Annotated in this window: 19 protein-coding genes and 1 pseudogene; 7 read left to right on the top strand and 13 right to left on the bottom strand. The window is 59.4% G+C overall.

What is annotated here, in order from left to right; all coding sequences use genetic code 11:
* Positions 1-163 precede the first annotated feature (163 nt).
* Positions 164-1,201: a sensor domain-containing diguanylate cyclase gene (locus tag PH562_RS24460; protein ID WP_285176262.1), complete on the top strand. Its 1,038-nt coding sequence runs from the start codon at positions 164-166 to the stop codon at positions 1,199-1,201.
* A 54-nt stretch (positions 1,202-1,255) separates the two neighbouring features.
* Here the strand turns inward: PH562_RS24460 and dxs are convergent, their stop codons facing one another.
* The 4 genes from dxs to PH562_RS24440 all read right to left on the bottom strand — a co-directional run bounded on the left by dxs (position 1,256) and on the right by PH562_RS24440 (position 5,501).
* Complete coding sequence (dxs, locus tag PH562_RS24455) at positions 1,256-3,172, bottom strand: 1-deoxy-D-xylulose-5-phosphate synthase (protein ID WP_285176260.1); 1,917 nt, start codon at positions 3,170-3,172, stop codon at positions 1,256-1,258.
* Positions 3,173-3,297: 125 nt separating this feature from the next.
* Entirely contained in the window at positions 3,298-4,221 is a 924-nt protein-coding gene (locus PH562_RS24450; RefSeq protein ID WP_285176259.1) for a pirin family protein, read from the bottom strand.
* Between the two features lie 84 nt (positions 4,222-4,305).
* Positions 4,306-4,557 carry an exodeoxyribonuclease VII small subunit gene (locus PH562_RS24445; protein ID WP_015339025.1) on the bottom strand — a complete coding sequence of 84 codons (252 nt, stop codon included), beginning with the start codon at positions 4,555-4,557 and terminating at the stop codon, positions 4,306-4,308.
* Positions 4,558-4,559: 2 nt separating this feature from the next.
* Positions 4,560-5,501 carry a histone deacetylase family protein gene (locus PH562_RS24440; protein ID WP_113232031.1) on the bottom strand — a complete coding sequence of 314 codons (942 nt, stop codon included), beginning with the start codon at positions 5,499-5,501 and terminating at the stop codon, positions 4,560-4,562.
* Between the two features lie 167 nt (positions 5,502-5,668).
* On the opposite strand from PH562_RS24440, the gene PH562_RS24435 reads away from it, so the two are divergent.
* A complete protein-coding gene (locus PH562_RS24435; RefSeq protein WP_285176257.1) occupies positions 5,669-6,070 on the top strand; it encodes an acyl-CoA thioesterase in 402 nt (133 codons plus the stop codon).
* Between the two features lie 390 nt (positions 6,071-6,460).
* On the opposite strand, the gene PH562_RS24430 is transcribed toward PH562_RS24435, so the two are convergent.
* From PH562_RS24430 to PH562_RS24420, 3 genes are read right to left on the bottom strand one after another with little or no spacing between them, the layout of a single operon-like run.
* Positions 6,461-7,018, bottom strand: a complete 558-nt coding sequence (locus tag PH562_RS24430) for a biotin transporter BioY (protein WP_285176254.1) — start codon at positions 7,016-7,018, stop codon at positions 6,461-6,463.
* Positions 7,019-7,046: 28 nt separating this feature from the next.
* A complete protein-coding gene (locus PH562_RS24425) occupies positions 7,047-7,649 on the bottom strand; it encodes an energy-coupling factor transporter transmembrane component T family protein (protein ID WP_285176253.1) in 603 nt (200 codons plus the stop codon).
* Positions 7,649-8,326 (bottom strand): energy-coupling factor ABC transporter ATP-binding protein, encoded by a 678-nt coding sequence (locus tag PH562_RS24420; protein ID WP_285176252.1) that lies wholly within the window; start codon positions 8,324-8,326, stop codon positions 7,649-7,651. Before PH562_RS24420 ends, PH562_RS24425 begins: the two co-directional genes overlap by 1 nt.
* Positions 8,327-8,534: 208 nt before the next feature.
* Here PH562_RS24420 and PH562_RS24415 point away from each other — a divergent pair, with 208 nt between their 5' ends.
* The 3 genes and pseudogenes from PH562_RS24415 (at position 8,535) to PH562_RS24405 (ending at position 11,491) form a co-directional block, all read left to right on the top strand.
* Positions 8,535-9,725, top strand: a complete 1,191-nt coding sequence (locus PH562_RS24415; RefSeq protein ID WP_285176251.1) for a winged helix-turn-helix domain-containing protein — start codon at positions 8,535-8,537, stop codon at positions 9,723-9,725.
* Between the two features lie 85 nt (positions 9,726-9,810).
* Positions 9,811-10,868, top strand: a pseudogene (locus tag PH562_RS30830) (dipeptidase).
* A 77-nt stretch (positions 10,869-10,945) separates the two neighbouring features.
* A complete protein-coding gene (locus PH562_RS24405) occupies positions 10,946-11,491 on the top strand; it encodes a GNAT family N-acetyltransferase (protein WP_285176250.1) in 546 nt (181 codons plus the stop codon).
* 118 nt (positions 11,492-11,609) lie between these two features.
* Here the strand turns inward: PH562_RS24405 and ribB are convergent, their stop codons facing one another.
* The gene (gene ribB, locus PH562_RS24400; protein WP_095434143.1) at positions 11,610-12,713 is read right to left on the bottom strand and encodes a 3,4-dihydroxy-2-butanone-4-phosphate synthase; all 1,104 of its coding nucleotides are present in this window, start codon (positions 12,711-12,713) and stop codon (positions 11,610-11,612) included.
* Positions 12,714-12,723: 10 nt separating this feature from the next.
* A complete protein-coding gene (aroC, locus tag PH562_RS24395) occupies positions 12,724-13,821 on the bottom strand; it encodes a chorismate synthase (protein ID WP_285176249.1) in 1,098 nt (365 codons plus the stop codon).
* A gap of 308 nt (positions 13,822-14,129) precedes the next feature.
* Here aroC and PH562_RS24390 point away from each other — a divergent pair, with 308 nt between their 5' ends.
* Positions 14,130-14,390 carry a DUF1344 domain-containing protein gene (locus tag PH562_RS24390; RefSeq protein WP_015339036.1) on the top strand — a complete coding sequence of 87 codons (261 nt, stop codon included), beginning with the start codon at positions 14,130-14,132 and terminating at the stop codon, positions 14,388-14,390.
* 107 nt (positions 14,391-14,497) lie between these two features.
* On the opposite strand, the gene PH562_RS24385 is transcribed toward PH562_RS24390, so the two are convergent.
* The 4 genes from PH562_RS24385 to PH562_RS24370 all read right to left on the bottom strand — a co-directional run bounded on the left by PH562_RS24385 (position 14,498) and on the right by PH562_RS24370 (position 17,990).
* Complete coding sequence (locus PH562_RS24385; RefSeq protein ID WP_285176245.1) at positions 14,498-15,094, bottom strand: histidine phosphatase family protein; 597 nt, start codon at positions 15,092-15,094, stop codon at positions 14,498-14,500.
* Positions 15,095-15,111: 17 nt separating this feature from the next.
* On the bottom strand, positions 15,112-15,930 hold the full coding sequence (gene fabI, locus PH562_RS24380) for an enoyl-ACP reductase FabI (protein ID WP_113232038.1): 819 nt from the start codon (positions 15,928-15,930) through the stop codon (positions 15,112-15,114).
* A 121-nt stretch (positions 15,931-16,051) separates the two neighbouring features.
* On the bottom strand, positions 16,052-17,215 hold the full coding sequence (locus tag PH562_RS24375; protein WP_285176244.1) for a DnaJ domain-containing protein: 1,164 nt from the start codon (positions 17,213-17,215) through the stop codon (positions 16,052-16,054).
* A 316-nt stretch (positions 17,216-17,531) separates the two neighbouring features.
* Positions 17,532-17,990, bottom strand: coding sequence for an RT0821/Lpp0805 family surface protein (locus PH562_RS24370; protein ID WP_113232040.1), 459 nt, complete (start codon positions 17,988-17,990; stop codon positions 17,532-17,534).
* A gap of 64 nt (positions 17,991-18,054) precedes the next feature.
* On the opposite strand from PH562_RS24370, the gene pdxH reads away from it, so the two are divergent.
* Complete coding sequence (gene pdxH / locus PH562_RS24365; protein ID WP_015339042.1) at positions 18,055-18,675, top strand: pyridoxamine 5'-phosphate oxidase; 621 nt, start codon at positions 18,055-18,057, stop codon at positions 18,673-18,675.
* The last annotated feature ends 1 nt before the right edge of the window (position 18,676 follow it).

Raw genomic sequence — 18,676 nt, 5'->3', positions numbered from 1 at the left:
GAAGCGTTCTTTCCCTGGAAGAGCGGCTCTTTAGGTCATGACCTTGTTTTCAGCGGACCATCCTTTGGTCAAGATTTATTAAATATTTGATCGGCGGCAGGGTTGCCCTGAGCGGCGAACGCCCCTTTTTATAGTACGCATAATGATGCTGAGGGAGATCTGAATGGGACAGCTCGTCCGAGTTCCGGCCAATGAAACACAGAGACTTTTGGCCGTACGCTCCCTGAATGCGATTCACAGCGGTCCGACGCCGGAGCTCGCGACACTTGCGGAACTAGCAAGAGGCGTGTTCGAGACGCCCTATGCGGCAATCAACATTATCGACGAGGACTGGCAACGCATAGCGGGGCAGGCGGGGCTGAAGATCGCTGAATGCTCGCGCGATATGTCGATCTGCACGCGGGTGGTTTTCGATGACGAACTGCTGGTCCTTCCGGACCTTACGGAAGAACCGGAGCTGAAGACTGCCCCTTTCGTGCTCGATGATCCCCATTTTCGGTTTTATGCCGGTGCGCCGGTGCGATTGGAGAACGGTCTGCCGGTAGGTGCCTTCTGCATTCTCGATCAAAGGCCGAGGCGATTTTCCTCGAGCGAGGAGCAAAATCTGAGGCGCTTTGCCCAGATCGCAAGCGCGCTTCTGCGTCTGCAGAAAACGAACTTGCTGATGGGAATAGCCGAGAATGATCTGCGCGCGGCGGCCATGACCGATCCGCTGACTCGTTTCTTCAATCGATCGGCGCTGGAATCTATCGTTGATGGTGCGTTGAGCACGGCGGTAGCGACAGGCAGCAATTTCGGCGTCCTCTATCTCGACATGGATGGCTTCAAATCGATCAATGACCGTTTCGGTCACAATGTCGGCGACGAAGTTCTGTGCGAGGCATCCGTGCGTATCCGTTCGGTCCTGCGCGCGGACGACATCGTCGTGCGCATGGGAGGTGACGAATTTGCGATATTCGTCCCGGACTCGCCCAACAAGAATGCACTCGTATCCCTGTCCGAACGGCTGCTTGCGGCCTTCAGGGCCCCTTTCGTTGTAGATGGCGTGTCGATTTTCGCAAGGCTCAGCATCGGCGCCGCGCTCGCGCCGCATGATGGCGCGACGCGTATCCCGCTGTTGAAGAATGTCGACTCTGCGCTCTATCAGGCCAAGGCAGCAGGACGGGACCGTGTAGCGGTCTTCAATGCACTCGATGCCTGATATGCTCGGACCTGATGATGTCAAGCAGCCGTAGGGCCGCCTGATTTTTGCGCGTCATCCGGCTGCTTCGACAATCCGGCCGCGGCCGAGTGCCTGGAATACCGTCTGCACGATGCCGGCGCGATCAAGGCCCGCCATGGCATTCATGGCCTCAGGCTTAGCCTGCTCCATCCAGATATCGGGCATGACCAGCGAGCGGACCTTCAGGCCGCTGTCGAGCAGGCCGTCATTGGCAAGGAACTGCATGACTTGACTACCGAAGCCCCCCACCGAGCCTTCCTCGATGGTGATGAGGATCTCGTGGTGGGCGGCAAGCTGGCGAATGAGATCGCGGTCGAGCGGTTTGGCGAAGCGCGCATCGGCCACCGTCGTCGACAAGCCGGCAGCGTCGAGATCCTCGGCGGCTGCAAGACTGTCGGCCAGACGCGTGCCAAAGGAGAGCAGGGCGACTTTCGTCCCCTGCTTGATGACGCGGCCCTTGCCGATCTCGAGAATCTGACCGCGCTCCGGCAGATCGACGCCGACGCCTTCCCCACGTGGATAGCGGAAGGAAATCGGGCCGAGATCATAGGCGGCGGCTGTGCGTACCATATGCTTGAGCTCTGCCTCGTCGGCGGCGGCCATGACGACAAAACCGGGCAGGGTGGCGAGGAATGCGGTATCGAAGGAGCCGGCATGTGTCGGCCCATCGGCGCCGACGAAGCCCGCACGGTCTATCGGGAAGCGAACCGGCAGGCCCTGGATCGCCACATCATGCACCACCTGGTCATAGGCGCGTTGCAGGAAGGTGGAGTAAAGGGCGGCAAAGGGCTTATAACCTTCAGCGGCAAGGCCGGCGGCGAAGGTTACGGCATGCTGCTCGGCAATGCCGACGTCGAAACAGCGCTTGGGGAAGAATTCTTGCAGCTTGTCGAGGCCGGTGCCGTTCGGCATGGCGGCGGTGATGCCGACAATCTTGTCGTCAAGGGTCGCCTCTTGCACCAAAGCGTCCGCAAAGACGCTTGTGTAGCTCGGCGCATTCGGCTTCACCTTGGTCTGAGCGCCGGTGATGACGTCGAACTTGTTGACGCCATGATATTTGTCGGCAGCCGCTTCGGCCGGGGGATAGCCCTTGCCCTTCTGCGTCACCACATGGATCAGCACCGGGCCTTGTGCATTGTCGCGCACATTGCGCAATACCGGCAGCAGATGCTCGAAGGAATGGCCGTCGATCGGACCGATATGGTAGAAGCCCATTTCCTCGAACATGGTGCCGCCGGTCACATAGCCCCGTGCGTGCTCGACTGCCCGTGTGATGGCGCGGTCGACCTTCTTGCCGAGATAGGCGGTCAGTTTCTTGCCGAAATCCCGGAAGCCCATATAGGTGCGGCCGGAGGCGAGGCGGGCAAGATAGGCGCTCATCGCTCCCGTCGGCGGGGCGATCGACATGTCGTTGTCGTTGAGGATGACGATCAGCCGCGCATCGAGCGCACCGGCATTGTTGAGAGCTTCATAGGCCATGCCGGCCGACATGGCACCGTCGCCGATAACGGCGATCACGCGGCGGTCGGTATTATCGAGCTCGGCGGCAACCGCCATGCCGAGACCGGCGGAGATGGAAGTCGAGGAGTGTGCGGCGCCGAAGGGATCATATTCGCTCTCGGCTCGGCGCGTGAAGCCGGAAAGACCGTTTTCCTGGCGCAGCGTGCGGATGCGGTCGCGGCGCCCGGTCAGGATCTTGTGAGGATAACACTGATGTCCAACGTCGAAGATGAGGCGATCGTTCGGCGTATTGAAGACGCTGTGGATGGCAATGGTCAGTTCGACAACACCGAGGCCGGCGCCGAGATGTCCGCCGGTACGCGATACCGCATCGATCATCTCGTCGCGAACTTCGCGGGCGAGCTGCGGCAATTCCCGGTCCTCCAGCTTTCGCAGGTCGGAAGGATATTGGACCCGGTCCAGCAGGGGCGTCTGTGGCATTTGTGTCAAGGCTGATGCCTCTTTCTTGCTATTCTTGGGCGGTTGTCCGCCTTTACGTCAAAACAGATTGCGACAAAAGACGCCGAATTCAAGGTACTCCCGAACAAGAAACATGTGGGAGTGTTATGAACCCGTTAGCCCTCCGGCAGGGGAATGAACTCTTCTTCGTCGCCCGGCACGATATCGAAGCGGCCCGTGCGCCATTCTTCCTTGGCCTTTTCGATGCGCTCCTTTGAGGACGAGACGAAATTCCACCAGATATAGCGCTTCGAATTGAGCGCTGCACCGCCAAAAAGCATGAGATGACAGCCTTTTTCGCCAGCCTCCAGCGTTATCGCATCGCCAGGACGGAAGACGAGGAGTTGATCCTGTTCGAAACGGTCGCCGGCGACGACGAGAGAACCGGAGAGAATATAGACCGCGCGCTCCTCATGTGCTGCTCCAAAAGGAAACGTCGTATTGGGCTGGAGCTGAAGATCGACGTAGAGAGTGTCCGAGAAGGATTTCACTGACGATTTCAGGCCCTCGAATTCACCGATGACAACGCGTCCGGTCACGCCGCCGTCGGCAATCGTTGGTAGGTCATCCTTTTCCGTATGGGCGAAGGAGGGATCGATTTCCTCCTTGTCGTCGGGCAGCGCCAGCCAAGTCTGCAGGCCGGACATGGCGAATGGATGGTCGCGCAGGTTTTCCGGCGTGCGCTCGGAATGCACGATACCGCGCCCGGCCGTCATCAGGTTGACGTCGCCGGGGCGGATCACCTTGGCCGTGCCGAGGCTGTCCATATGGCGGATCTCGCCATCGAACAAATAGGTGACGGTGGAAAGGCCGATATGCGGATGCGGGCGCACATCGAGCGCCTGGCCCGGCCGTAAAATCGCAGGTCCCATGCGGTCGAAGAAGATGAACGGCCCCACCAGCCGGCGCCGGCTGCTTGGAAGCGCGCGCCGCACGGAGAAGCCGCCAAGGTCGCTGGTGCGCGGAATGATAAGGTTCTCGATGGCATCGCAGGCGAAGGCATCGCCGGCCTGGGGATCGTTGCCTGGGAAGAAAGACATAACGGCTCTCCTTTCGGTCGGAACGCAACCTACCGGGCCAACCTACCGGCAATGTCACCCAAACTCAAATTTTCTGGCTTTGTCTCACGCGCCATCAAGGGCTTCCGTGCCCTGCGGCTTGCCGGCTCGGTCGAGCCTGATCTTCTCGATGCGATTTTCCGCAGCCGAAAGCAGCGCCTCGCAATGCTTCTTCAGCGCTTCGCCGCGCTCATAGATCGAAATGGATTCATCGAGCGCCACGTCGCCGCGCTCAAGCCGTGCAACGATGCTTTCAAGCTCCGCCACGGCCTTCTCGAAGGAATAGCCCGAAACATCTGCCTTGGCGTTCTCGCTCATCGTCAACCTCTCATCATGCGTAGAATATGCATCCCCGCCGACTCGGCGAGACCTTCCAGATCATAGCCGCCTTCGAGCAGGCTGACGACCCGGTTCTTCGCGCTGCGATCCGCAACTTCCAGCAGCCGCCCCGTTGCCCAGTCGAAATCCTCGCCGGTCAGGTTCAGTTGCGCCAGGGGATCGCGGTGATGGGCGTCGAATCCGGCCGAGATGATGATGAGATCGGGGCTGAAGTCGGCGAGCGCCGGCAGGATGCGCGACTTGAAGGCCTCTCGGAAATGATCGCCGCCTGTATTGGGAGAGAGCGGTGCATTGACGATGGTATTGTACGTGCCACTTTCATCCTTCTTGCCGCTACCCGGATAAAGCGGCATCTGGTGGGTGGAACAGAAGAGCACGGACGGATCGTCCCAGAAGATGTCCTGCGTGCCATTGCCGTGATGCACGTCCCAATCGACGATGGCGACACGCTCGGCGCCGTGGGCCTTTTGCGCATGGCGGGCGGCAATCGCGGCATTGTTGAAGAAACAGAAGCCCATGGCCTTGGTCTTCTCGGCATGATGACCGGGCGGCCGGGCCGCGACGAAGACATTGTCGGCCGCACCGGAGAAGACGTCGTCGACCGCCGCCATGGCGCCGCCGACGCCATGCATGATCGCCTGCAGCGTCTTCGGGCTGGCATAAGTATCGGCTTCGATCTGGTTGATCTCGCCGTCATCGCCTCTGTCCGGCATCGAACGCAGCACGAAATCCAGATGCTCTTCGGGGTGGGCAAGCAGGACCGCATCTTCGTGCGCGGCAGGCGCTTTTCGCCGGTCCAGCCGCTCGAAATTCGGATGCTCCAGCGCGATATTCAGCGATCGCAGCCGATCCGGCCGTTCGGGGTGACCTGCCGGAACGATGTGTTCAAGAAAGATCGGATGTTCGTAAAGACGTGTGCTCATGGGGCCAATCTATAAATGAAGTGTGACGCCTATTACAGGACATGGACCATGTCACTACAATGTCAACAATCCATCTTAACCACTTTGGAATGGCGCCCGTTTACTTATCGAAGCGTGGTGTTAAGCTTTCATTAAGGTCAGTATGGCGTCGGCCAAGGTTATGCGTCATGGCGAGAACAGAACGATCCGATGTCATCGAGGTAAGGGTGCCGCCGCGCGATGTCGACCGGCACGGCCAGATGTTTATCGCCTCCTACATCTCGCAGGCGGAGACCGCACTCTCCAACTTTTGGCGCACGCGACCGCTGGTCGACGACGAGCCTATCTATATCGCCAAGAAGGCATCATGCTCGCTGCACCACGCCTTGCACTATGATGACCTCGCCCGCTACTCGATCAGCGTCAACAAGATTGGCGGCAAGTCGATCGGTTTCGTCGTCTCGGTCGAAACCGGCAACGAACTGGCTGCGGAGGTGGAAATTCTCTGGCTCGCAGTCCGCGGCGACGAGCATGATCCCGTGCCGCTGCCCGAAGACACGCGCGACTGGCTCTATAAATATTTGGCCTGAACTATGCCGAAACTAATTAGAGGCTCGGAATGGGATTTGTAGTCCCGCGAAAGTGCGGAGACTTGCAACATTATCTATGCCGGACTTTCAAAATGCTATTTTCGATTCTTGGTGCGATTGTGAAAATAAAAGGGAAAAACGCTTTCTCCCTTACAGACGCAGTAGAATATGTAAATGTATGAGCAGCCAACGATATACATTACCAAATCTGACTTAAAGAAATCAACTATAAATAAGCATGGTACAAATAAAATAGATAGGAATATGAGGCGTGTTACCTTTTCGCGAAAAGGCATAATTCTGAGTTCTTTATTCACGCGCGATTTTTTCATCTCAATACATTAAGGGTGATGCTGACGAAAGCGACTATGTGCTTTGCTAGGCGTCGTCCTAGCTCCGCTGCGGCAGAAGCGGGTAGCCGGCCATGACGGCGCGGCCGACCAGGGCCGCAACCACGGCCTTGATGATATCGCCCGGCACGAAGCCCAGAGATCCGATAAATGCCTTGCTGAAGCCGATATTGATCGCCAGCCAGGCAATGCCGAACGCGTAAAGCACCACCACGCCGCCGATGACGGCGGCGATAAAGAAGCCGATTCCCTGAGATAGGCCGCTTTGCTCCGGCTTCACCAATCTCTCGGAGAGATAGCCGGTGACGAAGGCTGCGAATATCCAGCCGACGAAGAAGCCGGCCGTCGGACCTGCAAACACCGCAAGACCACCACGGCCACCCGACAGCACCGGCAAGCCAATCGTGACAAGCACCACCACCAAGAGCACTGCGATGGTCCCGCGCTTGGCGCCGAGCACGACGCCGGCAAGCATCACGCCGAGCGACTGAGCCGTGATCGGAACCGGAATGATGCCGATCGGGATTGGCGGCAAGAGGCCGAGCGCCACGATGATGGCGGCAAACAGCGCCGAGAGGACGAGATCGCGGGTGTTCATGGCGGCTCCTTCCGAAAGAGTTTTACGTTCATTGACGCCGAATGCCGCGCGCGTCAATCGCCGCCGCGATGTTGTCCGCATCGCGCAGGGTCAGGATGATGAGCGGTACAAGCGTGGTTGCCAGGCGAACCTTGATTCCGCGCGCCTGGTGGGCTTCGCGGATCGCGCGGTAGCGATCGAGAATTTCAGGCACGAAACGGATGACCAGGCCGATCGCAAGGCCGATATCGGCGGCTTTGAGCAGGCCGAGCTTTTCGAGCGGCATGGCAAGGGCGGTGATTTCATCGATGAAGTCGGCCATCGATGTCGTTGCCGTCACTGTGGCGGCAAATAGCGCCAGCGCCGTCAATCGCAGCGCCGTGACGATTGCGGCATGAAGCGGGCCGACGAGCGCGGCGAATATGGCCAGGACGGCAATCGAGACGAGGATAGGTCGCAGCCGCTTGAGCGCCTCTGCAATTAGCAGGCCGCTGCGAAGATAAAGGGCGGCACCGACAAGGTTTGCGCAGGCGAGCAGCGCGATGGACTGGGTCAGGAAAAGCAATACGCCGAGTGCAGCAAGCGCAAGCAGCTTCACGCGCGGCGAGAGCCGATGCACCCATGTATCCGCTTCCACATGCAGCGTCTGCATCAGCCGGCCATCTCCTTGTAACGCGCGATGGCCTCCATTGCGGGCCCATCGACAACAAGCCGGCCCTGATCAAACAACAGCACGCGGTCGAAATCCTCAAGCAGCGGCAGGTCGTGGCTGATGACGATGACATTTTCTGGAAGCGTCGCCATGGTCCTCTGCACGAGTGCCCGATTCCTCAGATCGAGCTGGTTGGTCGGTTCGTCGAGAATGAGGATATCGGGGCCGGTGACCAGTACCGAGCAGAGCGCAGCCATCTGCAACTCACCACCGGAAAGCTCATGTGCCCGCCGCGCGCCGAGATGGCTAACACCGAACCGCCCGAGAATGCCTTCGACCGCCGCATCGATTTGCGTCTTGTCACATCCGCGTGCCTTTAGCCCGTAGGCAATGTCGTCGCGCACGATGGGCAGGATGATCTGGTTCTGCGGCGACTGGAAGATATAGCCGACCTTGCCGAGCACTTTGGCAGCGTCGCCGACCGTATCGAGCCCATCGACCACAACGCGCCCGCTCGTCGGCTTGACAAGCCCATTGATCAGCCGTGCAAAGGTCGTCTTGCCGGAGCCGTTGAGGCCGATTACGCCAATACGACGCTCTTGAAGCGTCAGGCTCAGCGGAAACAGCGCAGTGCGCTTGCCGTAATCGACGCCGGCATTTTCGAAGCGGATGTCCAAGCGGCTTCCTTGTTCGATAAGCTGGAGCGGTTCAGCGCTTCACGGAACCTGCGAGCCGCTCCAGCCTTTTATTGTCTCGCAATCCCGAACGGAAAACCGCTGAGCACTTTTCCTGGAATTGCTCTATCGCGGAGCTATAGCGCATCGCCTCGATTTATCAAATCAGGGCCTCTTTGAAAGCATGGGAATTTATGCCTATGATCCGCTTATGACGAATCTGCTCTCGAATCGTGACGCTCGCCGCGTGTTCCTTGCCAAGCAGGGGCTTGCCAATCCGCCGAACCGCGCCTTGACCAAGGCGGGGCTGCTGCAGCTCATCCACGACATCGGCTTCGTGCAGGTCGATAGCATAGGCACCGTCGAGCGTGCCCATCACCAGATCCTGTTTTCGCGCAACCAGACCTATCGGCGCGAGCATCTGACGGAACTTCTGGAAAAGGACGGCGCGCTCTTCGAGAACTGGACGCACGACGCCTCCATCCTGCCGAGCGCTTTCTTCGTCTATTGGAAGCACCGTTTTCGCCGCGAGGAAGTGGCGATCATCGAGCGCTGGCGGAAATGGCGCGGCGAGGGGTTCGAGGCGGCTTTCGAGGAAACCTACGAGCGCGTGCTGAAGAACGGCGCGATCACCGCCCGCGAGGTCAAGGCGGAGGATCATGTCTCCGGTGGCTGGTGGAATTGGCACCCCAACAAGACGGCGCTCGAATATTTCTGGCGCACCGGCAAGTTCGCGATCGCCGGCCGCACCAATTTCCAGAAGGTCTACGACCTCGTGGAGCGTGTGCTTCCGGCTCATTTCCATGAGCCGGAAGTGGAGCACGATGAATTCGTCGACTGGGCCTGCCGCAGCGCGCTGCAGCGCCTCGGCTTTGCGACCTCAGGTGAAATCGCCGCCTTCTGGGATCTGGTCACGCCGCAGGAAGCCAAGAGCTGGGTCGAGACCCATCGTGACGAATTGACCGAAATACTGATCGAGCCGGCCGCCGGCGGCAAGCCGCGCTCGTCCGTCGCCTTCCTCGATTTCCATGAAACGCTCGACAGTCATGCCGAGGCACCGGCGCGCATTCGCGTGCTGAGCCCCTTCGATCCGACTCTGCGGGATCGCAATCGGACCGAACGTCTCTTCGGCTTCTTCTACCGCATCGAGATTTTCGTGCCCGAGCCGAAGCGCGAATACGGCTATTACGTCTTCCCATTGCTGGAGGGCGACCGGCTGATCGGACGGATCGACATGAAGGCCGACCGCAAGGCGGGAACGCTCGATGTCAAACGCCTGTGGCTGGAACCGGGCGTCAAGGCATCGGCCGGCCGGCTGGAGAAGCTGGAAGCGGAGCTGGAACGTGTCGCCCGTTTCACTGGCGTCGAGAGGGTCGTGTTTCTCGACGGCTGGCGTGGATAACCGATGTTCCTTTTTCGGAGAATCGGCAGCGAATTGCGTTGACGCGAGAGCGAAACTGCCTCTGAGCTATCGGGACTGCGGTCGCATGGACACTATCTGGATTTTCGATGGGCATAATGATGCGGTCCAGTTCATGCTGGACTATAAGGCCGACGGCCGCGATTTTCTGGCGCGGTCCGAGGCCGGACATCTCGATCTTCCAAGAGCACTCGAAGGAGGCTTGGCCGGCGGATTGTTTGCGATGTACGCCGCGCCGGAGCATGAGCCGGTAGATGATCTGACGATCACCCACAATGGCTACGAAGTTCGCTATGCCGAAGCTTTGCATCGGGACCATGCCCGCCGGCAAATCGATGGGCAGCTTGCGGCCATAAGGAAGCTGATCGGGCGCTCGGGTGATAAAATCCGTCTAGCAACGAGCGTAAGGGAGATCAAGGCGGCTGAATATGACGGCGCATTCGCCATCGTACTCCATATGGAAGGCGCCGACGCCATCGGCCCCGATCTCGCCTATCTGGATAACCTCTATGATGCCGGCCTTCGATCCCTGGGCATTGTGTGGAGCCGTCCGAATATCTTCGGCTATGGGGTTCCGTTCGCCTATCCGAGATCGCCCGATACGGGCCCGGCCTGACGGATTTGGGAAAGAACCTCGTCAGAAGATGCAACGAACTCGGGATCATGATCGATGTTTCCCATCTGAACGAGCGCGGATTTTGGGATGTCGCGGCATTGAGCACCGCTCCGCTCGTTGCCACGCACGCCTGCGCACACGCCATATGTCCATCGACCCGCAACCTCACCGATCGGCAATTGGACGCGATCCGCGACACCGGCGGGGTCGTTGGGCTGAATTTGGCCGTCAACGATATCCGCGCGGATGCCAATCTTGACGAGGACACCCCGCTCGACGCCGTTATTCGCCAGATCGATTACCTCATCACTCGCGTTGGACCGGATGGGGTCGCTCTCGGATCGGATTTCGATGGTGCCGTCATGCCTCGCGAGATCGGAGATGCTAGCGGCTTGCCGCGCCTCGTGGATGCCATGCGCCAAAGCGGATTCGATGAACTAACCCTGCGAAAATTTGCCTATGATAATTGGCTTCGCTTATTCGGTGCCACATGGCCGGATCGATTGTAAGCTTTGCCACATTCCCCTTGAAGGGACATAACTGACAGAGTCCAATAGGCAGAAGAACACCCGAAGAGGAGAGTTCGTTGTCGTCGCTGATTCTAAAAGGCAGCAATGTCAGGCTCCGCCAGCCATGTGCCGAGGACGCCGATGTGCGCTTCGCTTTGGGCACCAATGCCGAGATCGTGGAGATGTATGGCGTCGGTAAAGAGGACATCGAGCCCATCACCCGGGAGGGCGCAACGCGATGGGTTCAGGGTATTGCCGATCACCCTCACGCATGGGTTATCGAGATCAAGGGCGCCTTTGCCGGCGTGATCAGATTGGATAACGTCAATCGCCAGGACCGGCGCGCGACGATGGCGATCGGGATTTATGATCCGGCGTTGCTTGGTAAAGGCTTTGGCACGGAAGCGATCACGCTTCTGCTAGATCATGCCTTCGGCGAGATGAGACTGCATCGCATCGGAATACGCGTGCTCGCCTACAACAAGCGCGCCATCCGCGCCTATGAAAAATGCGGCTTTATCGTCGAAGGAAGGGAGCGGGAGACCGCTTACGTCAATGGCCGCTGGCACGACGACATCATGATGGGCCTGCTGGATCGCGAGTTTTCATCACCTCCCCCTTGAGGGCGGAGGTCGCCGCGCAGCGGCGGGTGTGGGTGACAATTGTTTGGTTGCGGAGATCGACGCGATCACTCCACCCCGGAGCTTTGCTCCGACTCTCCCCCTCAAGGGGAGGGTGGAATCAGCAGATTTCCGTTGTGGCGATTTTGATGCCAAAACCTTCGAGGCCGACATAGTGCCGTTCGCGGCTGGTGAGCAGCTTGATCGAGCTGACGCCGAGATCCTTCAGGATCTGCGCGCCGAGGCCGATTTCCAGCCATTCGCTGTCTCGCGCCTGTGCCTCGGCATGGCTCTCACGTTCGGCCTGGCGCGCCTTGCGGCCATTGTCGAAATGACCGACACCGACGGAACCTTCCCGCAGATAGATAATGACGCCTCGGCCTTCCTCGGAGATCTTCTTCATGTAGAAATCGACCGGACGGCGCTTGCCGAACAGATCCTCAGCGACACTTTCCGGATGCAGCCGGACCGGAATATCGATGCCGTCGCGGATGTCGCCGAAGACCACGGCGAGATGCTGCATCGTGTCCCAGGGCAAGGAATAGGTGTGGGCGCGTGCCTTGCCGAACGGTGTTTCGATGTCGAAGCTGGTGCCGAGCTCGATTAGTGTTTCCTTGCGCTGGCGATAGGCGATGAGATCGGCGACGGAGACGAGCTTCAGGCCGTTTTGCTCGGCGAATTCCACCACCTGCTGGCCGCGTGTCACCGTGCCGTCATCATTGACGAGCTCGCTGATGACGCCGATCGGCGGCAGGCCGGCAAGCTTGCAGAGGTCGACGGCGGCTTCGGTATGGCCCGAACGCATCAGCACGCCGCCTTCGCGCGCAACCAGCGGGAAGATATGGCCGGGACGGACGAAATCGGTGGGACCGACGTTCGGATTGGCGAGGTTTCGCACGGTCAGCGTCCGGTCGTCGGCGGAAATGCCTGTTGTGGTGCCGTGCTTGAAATCGACGGAAACGGTGAAGGCCGTCGTATGGGCGGAATCATTTTCCGCGACCATGGCATTGAGGTTCAGCCGCTTGGCCTCCTCGCGCGGCATCGGCGTGCAGACGATACCGGAAGTGTGCCGGACGATGAAGGCCATCTTTTCCGGCGTGCAGTGAACGGCGGCAACGATCAGATCGCCTTCGTTCTCGCGGTCGTTATCGTCCATGACGACGACGATCTCGCCGGCTTCGAACGCCCGGATGGCATCGACAACACGCTTCTGATCGTAAGACATCTCGAAGTCCCTACCTATGCTGGCCCGTTTGGCCGCGATCCCTCAGATAATGATCGGCAACGGCGCAGGCGACCATCGCCTCGCCGATCGGTACGGCACGAATGCCGACGCAAGGATCGTGACGGCCCTTGGTGCGCACATCGACATTGTTGCCATCGGCATCGATCGACTGGCGTTCCGTCAGGATCGACGAAGTCGGCTTGATGGCAAAGCGTGCGACGATGGGCTCGCCTGTGGAAATACCGCCCAGGATGCCGCCGGCATGATTGGACAGGAAAATGCGCTTGCCGTCGTTGCCCATGCGCATCGCGTCGGCATTTTCCTCGCCTGTTAGTTCGGCGGATGCGAAACCTTCGCCGATTTCGACACCCTTGACGGCGTTGATCGACATCAGCAGCGAGGCGATGTCCTGATCGAGCTTGCCGTAGATCGGTGCGCCAAGCCCGGCCGGGACGCCTTCCGCCACGACTTCCACCACGGCACCGATCGAGGAGCCGGCCTTGCGGATGCCGTCGAGATACTCTTCCCACACCGGCACGATTTCCGGATCGGGAGCGAAGAATGGATTCTGATCGACCTGAGCCCAATCCCAGTTGGCGCGGTTGATCTTGTGCTTGCCGATCTGCACCAGCGCGCCGCGGATGGTCACGCCGGGCACGACGAGGCGGGCGATGCCGCCGGCTGCGACGCGCGCCGCGGTTTCGCGGGCCGAGGAGCGACCGCCGCCGCGGTAGTCGCGAATGCCGTATTTGACGTCATAGGTATAGTCCGCATGACCGGGACGATAACGTCGTGCGATTTCGCCATAATCCTTCGAGCGCTGGTCGGTATTCTCGATCAGCATCGAGATCGGCGTCCCGGTCGAGATCATCGTCTCGCCATCCTCGTCCATCATGACGCCGGACAGAACCTTGACGAGATCGTCCTCGCGCCGCTGCGTCACAAAACGCGATTGCCCCGGTTTGCGCTTATCGAGCCAGGTCTGAATGTCCTGTAGCTTGAAACGGAGGCCCGGAGGGCAGCCGTCGACGACGCAGCCGAGCGCCGGACCGTGGCTTTCGCCCCAGGTGGTGACGCGGAAGAGGTGACCGAATGTATTATGCGACATGTAAAACGACCGGATTAGCGCAGCCTGACGGGCAGGTCGCGTCTTGTCACTTGCAATTGCGGCCCACTCATAGGCCAAAATGCCGACAAGACAAAATCTTTCTTTCAGTTGCCTCGGAAACGGCGTCCGGCGTTTTTCTTCCTCAAGCATCGGCATGGTAAACAAAGATTAATCCGAATTGTGGATTGTGACGATGCATTCACCAATTGGGCGGGCGACGTCATTATTGGGGGCAACTTCCGCCATATTCGACGTGTTTTCTAGGCTGCATAAGAAATCATAATCAATTTACCTGAAGGGTGACGACGATGCGCTTTTTTGTAGCGACGCTTTTGGCCACGGCAAGCCTGCTTGCTCCTGTCGCTGGGTTTGCTGAAAGCGCAGATGTCGAGGCCGTCATCAAGAAGGTCGATGCGAAGAACTTCAACATCACGCTGGATGATGGCAAGAGCTACCAGGTGCCCGAGGACTTCGATTTCAGCGGCCTGCAGGCCGGTGTGAAGGTCGTCGTCTTCTACACGGAAGTGGACGGCAAGCGCGTCGTCAACGATCTTGATATTGTCCAATAAACCCCGGCTTCGCCAGGCACTTACGCGGTGGAGAACCTAGAACTTTCGATTGATCGGTTTTAAGCAGTTGTGCGAGGCGACGATCCTCGGTCTCATCCGGAAGCGCGTTACATCCAGCCGATAATCTTCATTTCCGGATCGACCTTCAGGATCTGGTCCTGATGGATCGGGATTTCCGCCGCCTCTTCCTTTTCGACATCGCCGATCAGACGGAACAGCGTACGGATGACGCCGCCATGCGTGACGCAAACCGTTGGACGGTCGACGGATGCCAGCCATGAGCCCACACGCCAGGAGAGGATTTCATAGCTTTCGGCATCTTCACCGGGCGGGATGAAGTCCCATTTGTTCGCCTTGCGCTCGGCGAGACGGTCGGGCTCCGTCGCCTTCAATTCCTTGAGAGTAAAGCCTTCCCAGGCCCCGAAGGACACTTCGACCAACCTGTCGTCGGTGCTGTAGTTCTTGGGCGGCAGCCCCATGGCCTGCCGAACGATTTCCATGGTTTCGCGGGTGCGCCGCAATGGGCTTGCGACGAAATCGAAGGGCCGGTTTTCGAAGGCGAGGATTTCCGCAAGATCGACGCCGTTCTGCCGCGCCTGTTCGCGGCCGATGGCGTTCAGGTCAATATCCTTCTGCCCTTGCAGCCGGCGTTCAGCATTCCAGTCGGTCTGACCGTGGCGTATCACATAGAGGATGGGCGACACGGTCAGCTTCCTGTTGGTCAGTCCTTCGCGACGGAAATGTCGGGCGCGTCCACGGCCTTCATGCCGACCGTATGATAGCCCGAATCGACGTGATGGATTTCGCCGGTAACGGCCGTCGACAGATCGGACAGCAGATAGAGGGCGGAATTGCCGACTTCGTCGATCGTGACGGTCCGCTTCAGCGGCGCGTTATATTCGTTCCACTTCAGGATGTAGCGGAAGTCGCCGATGCCCGAGGCTGCGAGCGTCTTGATCGGGCCTGCCGAGATCGCGTTGACGCGGATACCGCGGCTGCCGAGGTCGACTGCGAGGTAGCGCACGCTTGCTTCGAGAGCAGCCTTTGCGACACCCATGACGTTGTAGTGCGGCATGACCTTTTCCGCACCATAATAGGTGAGGGTGATCATGGAGCCGCCGTCATTCATGATTCGCTCGGCGCGCTGTGCAACCGCGGTGAAGGAATAGACGGAGATGTCCATCGTCTTCGTGAAGTTGTCGCGGCTGGTATCGAGGTAACGGCCGGTCAGCTCGTCCTTGTCGGAAAACGCGATGGCGTGCACGACGAAATCGATCTTGCCCCATTTCGCCTCCAGCGTGTCGATGACGGCATCGATCGTTGCCGGCTCGGTCACGTCGCAATGGCCGGCCATGAAGGCGCCGAGTTCCTGAGCGAGCGGCTCGACGCGCTTCTTCAGGGCATCGCCCTGCCACGTCAATGCGATTTCGGCTCCGGCATCCGAGCAGGCCTTGGCAATACCCCACGCTATCGAACGGTTGTTTGCTACGCCGAGGATGACGCCGCGTTTGCCTGCCATGAGGCCAGTGGCTTGAGCCATATTATGCTCCCTTGAACTTTAGATGAACCTGCCTATGGCATAGGCCGACCCCCGGTTCAAGCATCGTAAAGATCATCAACTGTTAGGGATCGTAACAAAGGGTGCTGTTGTCACCAAAATTTCACAGGAAAAGCCCTTCGCGCATGCTGCGCATGAGATCCGTGACCTTGTCGTCGGGTTTTTCCCACAGCATCAGCCGCAATTCGACGATGAGATCGCCTTTTCCGCCATTGCCGTCGGGCAATCCCTCGCCGGAAATGCGCACGATCTGATCCGAACCGGACCAGGCCGGCACCGTGATACTGACCGGTCCGTTCAATCCTTCGGCCGTGGTTTCGCAACCGAGAACGGCATTCTCTATGGTAATGGGCAATATTGTACGCACATCGCTACCGTCGAGTGTGAAGCGCCCATCGGTCGACAGGTGAACGGTGACGGCAACATCGCCGCGCAGCATGCCCGGCAGTTTCAGTCCCTGGCCCTTGAGGTGAAGTACCTGGCCATTTGAGATGTCCGTCGTTGCCTGGAAGCGCGCCTCACGGTTGTCGGGCAGCGGAACGGCAATCCAGCGGCTCTTCAGCATGTCGTCGAGCGTTACCGTGGCTTCGGCGGCGACTTCCGGGGTTTTCTCCGGCGGCTTTTCGGGCGCATTACCGCCCGTGATGCGCCGCACCAGAGAGCCGAGGATGCCAAAGGCGGAGCGCGAGCTGGCTGCTGCCGAAGCCGTGGCCAGCTGCTCTTCTTCCACCTGGGGTTCTTCCGAGGCCCCGGTGTCGGGTTGCTCCTGCGGTTTTTCCGCCGGCTTTGCGCCTGTTGCCGCGGTGGCCTGTGGCTGCTGCGCTTGGCTGGTCTTCACTCCGAAAATGCGTTCGACCATGTCTTCCGGCGATTCGGCAGCGTTGCCCTGTTGGCCGGATGCAGCGGAGGCTGCCGCTTTGCGGGCGTTGGCCCGGGCGAGCTCTTCCATGATCTTGTCGGCATTGGCACGCGCGGCCTTGGCTCGTTCGGCGGCCTCTCGGGCCGCTTGCCGCTGCTGTATGATCGTCTGTTCCTGGCTCTGGCCCTTCGCCTCGGCCATGCGCGCGATCTGATCGTAGCGGCTGCGCTTCTGGGGGTCTTTCAATGTCTCGTAAGCACGGCCGATTTCGGCAAACCGCTCTGATGCGGTCGGATCGCCAAGATTGTGATCGGGATGAGCAGTCTTTGCCAAGCTGCGCCAAGCGGATTTGATTTCGTCCGCCCCCGCATCCTTCCTAACGCCCAGCACCTTATACGGATCCCGCATCTTTCCCGCCATCATTCGTGGGTGTGCCCAGCCCCATCGCAGCACCCCAAGCAAAGAACCAATTGATAGCGCTTCGCCATCCTGCTTCCTGTCATGGGGGCAAGGGTGATGCGCCGATGAGCCGATCCTGCGGGAAGAGTTGCTAATCAGGCGTTACGGCGGATGGGACCTGAAGGCCTGCATCTCGAGGCATGGTTAGCCGATCGCTAACGGGTGATGCTTGGGATTTGCAGTCGGGGGCGGATAGCCGATGGCAATAGAATGCCTATCAGCGTGAACTGATTTGAGGGCGGGATAAAAAAGGGGAGAAAGGCGATCAGCCCGCCTGCTGGAAGCTCAGCAGCTGCCATTCGCCGAGGCCGACAAGGCAAGTCCTGCCGGAGAAGTTGGCAACGCCCTGATAGGAGTGCCGGCTGGTGCGGAATTGACGGCAGACCACGCCGGAGGCGTTGCTTTCAACAATCGTGTCGATGACGCCGGCGCTGCCGGTCGAGGTATTTGCCCAGGGTATGGGCTGGCCGTTGAGCTTATTAAGGTCCGCCGAGGTGACGGCATTGCGCACCGTGGTCTCGTCGGAGATACTGTCCGCTGTCACCGGTGCGGTCGGCACCGTGCCTGTCGATACGCTGCGATCCACCTTGGCAGAGCTCAGATAGTCCATGCCGCCGCCGACGCAGCCGCCAAGGGAGAAAAGGGAGACTAGGGCGACAGCCATCGTCACGCCTTTTGCAAGCTTGCGCTTTGTATGAACGATCGACTTTGCTATGACTTCCACCCGAACATCTTGGCCAGCCAGAGGGGCCGGCGGTTATTAGGAATTGCGGAGCTTTTGAATTAATATGTCGGAAAACGAGTTAACAAGCGGTGACTTCACCGAGCAGAACGAACCTTTCAGTCTCTTTGCGTCCTGGCTGCGTGAGGCGGAGACCACCGAACCGAACGATCCGAATGCGGTAGCGCTGGCAACGGTGGATAAGGATGGTTTGCCAAATGTCCGCATGGTTCTTCTGAAAGGTTTCGATAGCGACGGATTCGTATTCTATACAAATTTCGAGAGCCAGAAAGGCCAAGAAATTCTTTCCCAGAAGAAAGCGGCCATGTGCTTCCACTGGAAGTCGCTGCGTCGCCAGGTGCGTTTGCGTGGCCTGGTTGAAGTGGTGAGCGATAAGGAAGCCGACGAGTATTATAAGACAAGGCCTCGCGGCAGCCGTATCGGGGCATGGGCCTCAAAGCAGTCGCGACCGCTGGAAGGCCGCTTCGCGTTGGAAAAGGCCGTTGCCGAATATACCGCCCGTTACGCGATAGGCGATATTCCGCGCCCACCTTACTGGTCCGGATTCCGCATCCGACCGCTGTCGATCGAATTTTGGCACGACCGCCAGTTTCGCCTGCACGATCGTATCGAATTTCGTCGCGATATGCCTGAAGGCGCCTGGCAAAAGGTGCGGATGTATCCGTAAA

This window comes from Rhizobium centroccidentale, assembly GCF_030182565.1.
Lineage (GTDB): Bacteria > Pseudomonadota > Alphaproteobacteria > Rhizobiales > Rhizobiaceae > Rhizobium.
The sequence above is the reverse complement of the archived record's forward strand: the minus strand, read 5'-3'. Positions and strand labels throughout refer to the sequence as shown.

Bases quoted from the DNA above. Each gene is read 5' to 3' on its own strand.
- PH562_RS24440 (WP_113232031.1), bottom strand. From the start codon at position 5,501: ATGAGCACACGTCTTTACGAACATCCGATCTTTCTTGAACACATCGTT.
- PH562_RS24425 (WP_285176253.1), bottom strand. From the start codon at position 7,649: ATGCAGACGCTGCATGTGGAAGCGGATACATGGGTGCATCGGCTCTCG.
- PH562_RS24430 (WP_285176254.1), bottom strand. From the start codon at position 7,018: ATGAACACCCGCGATCTCGTCCTCTCGGCGCTGTTTGCCGCCATCATC.
- PH562_RS24445 (WP_015339025.1), bottom strand. From the start codon at position 4,557: ATGAGCGAGAACGCCAAGGCAGATGTTTCGGGCTATTCCTTCGAGAAG.
- pdxH (WP_015339042.1), top strand. From the start codon at position 18,055: ATGTCGGAAAACGAGTTAACAAGCGGTGACTTCACCGAGCAGAACGAA.
- PH562_RS24435 (WP_285176257.1), top strand. From the start codon at position 5,669: ATGGCGAGAACAGAACGATCCGATGTCATCGAGGTAAGGGTGCCGCCG.
- ribB (WP_095434143.1), bottom strand. From the start codon at position 12,713: ATGTCTTACGATCAGAAGCGTGTTGTCGATGCCATCCGGGCGTTCGAA.
- fabI (WP_113232038.1), bottom strand. From the start codon at position 15,930: ATGGCTCAAGCCACTGGCCTCATGGCAGGCAAACGCGGCGTCATCCTC.
- PH562_RS24390 (WP_015339036.1), top strand. From the start codon at position 14,130: ATGCGCTTTTTTGTAGCGACGCTTTTGGCCACGGCAAGCCTGCTTGCT.
- PH562_RS24415 (WP_285176251.1), top strand. From the start codon at position 8,535: ATGACGAATCTGCTCTCGAATCGTGACGCTCGCCGCGTGTTCCTTGCC.
- PH562_RS24460 (WP_285176262.1), top strand. From the start codon at position 164: ATGGGACAGCTCGTCCGAGTTCCGGCCAATGAAACACAGAGACTTTTG.
- PH562_RS24375 (WP_285176244.1), bottom strand. From the start codon at position 17,215: ATGCGGGATCCGTATAAGGTGCTGGGCGTTAGGAAGGATGCGGGGGCG.
- aroC (WP_285176249.1), bottom strand. From the start codon at position 13,821: ATGTCGCATAATACATTCGGTCACCTCTTCCGCGTCACCACCTGGGGC.
- PH562_RS24450 (WP_285176259.1), bottom strand. From the start codon at position 4,221: ATGTCTTTCTTCCCAGGCAACGATCCCCAGGCCGGCGATGCCTTCGCC.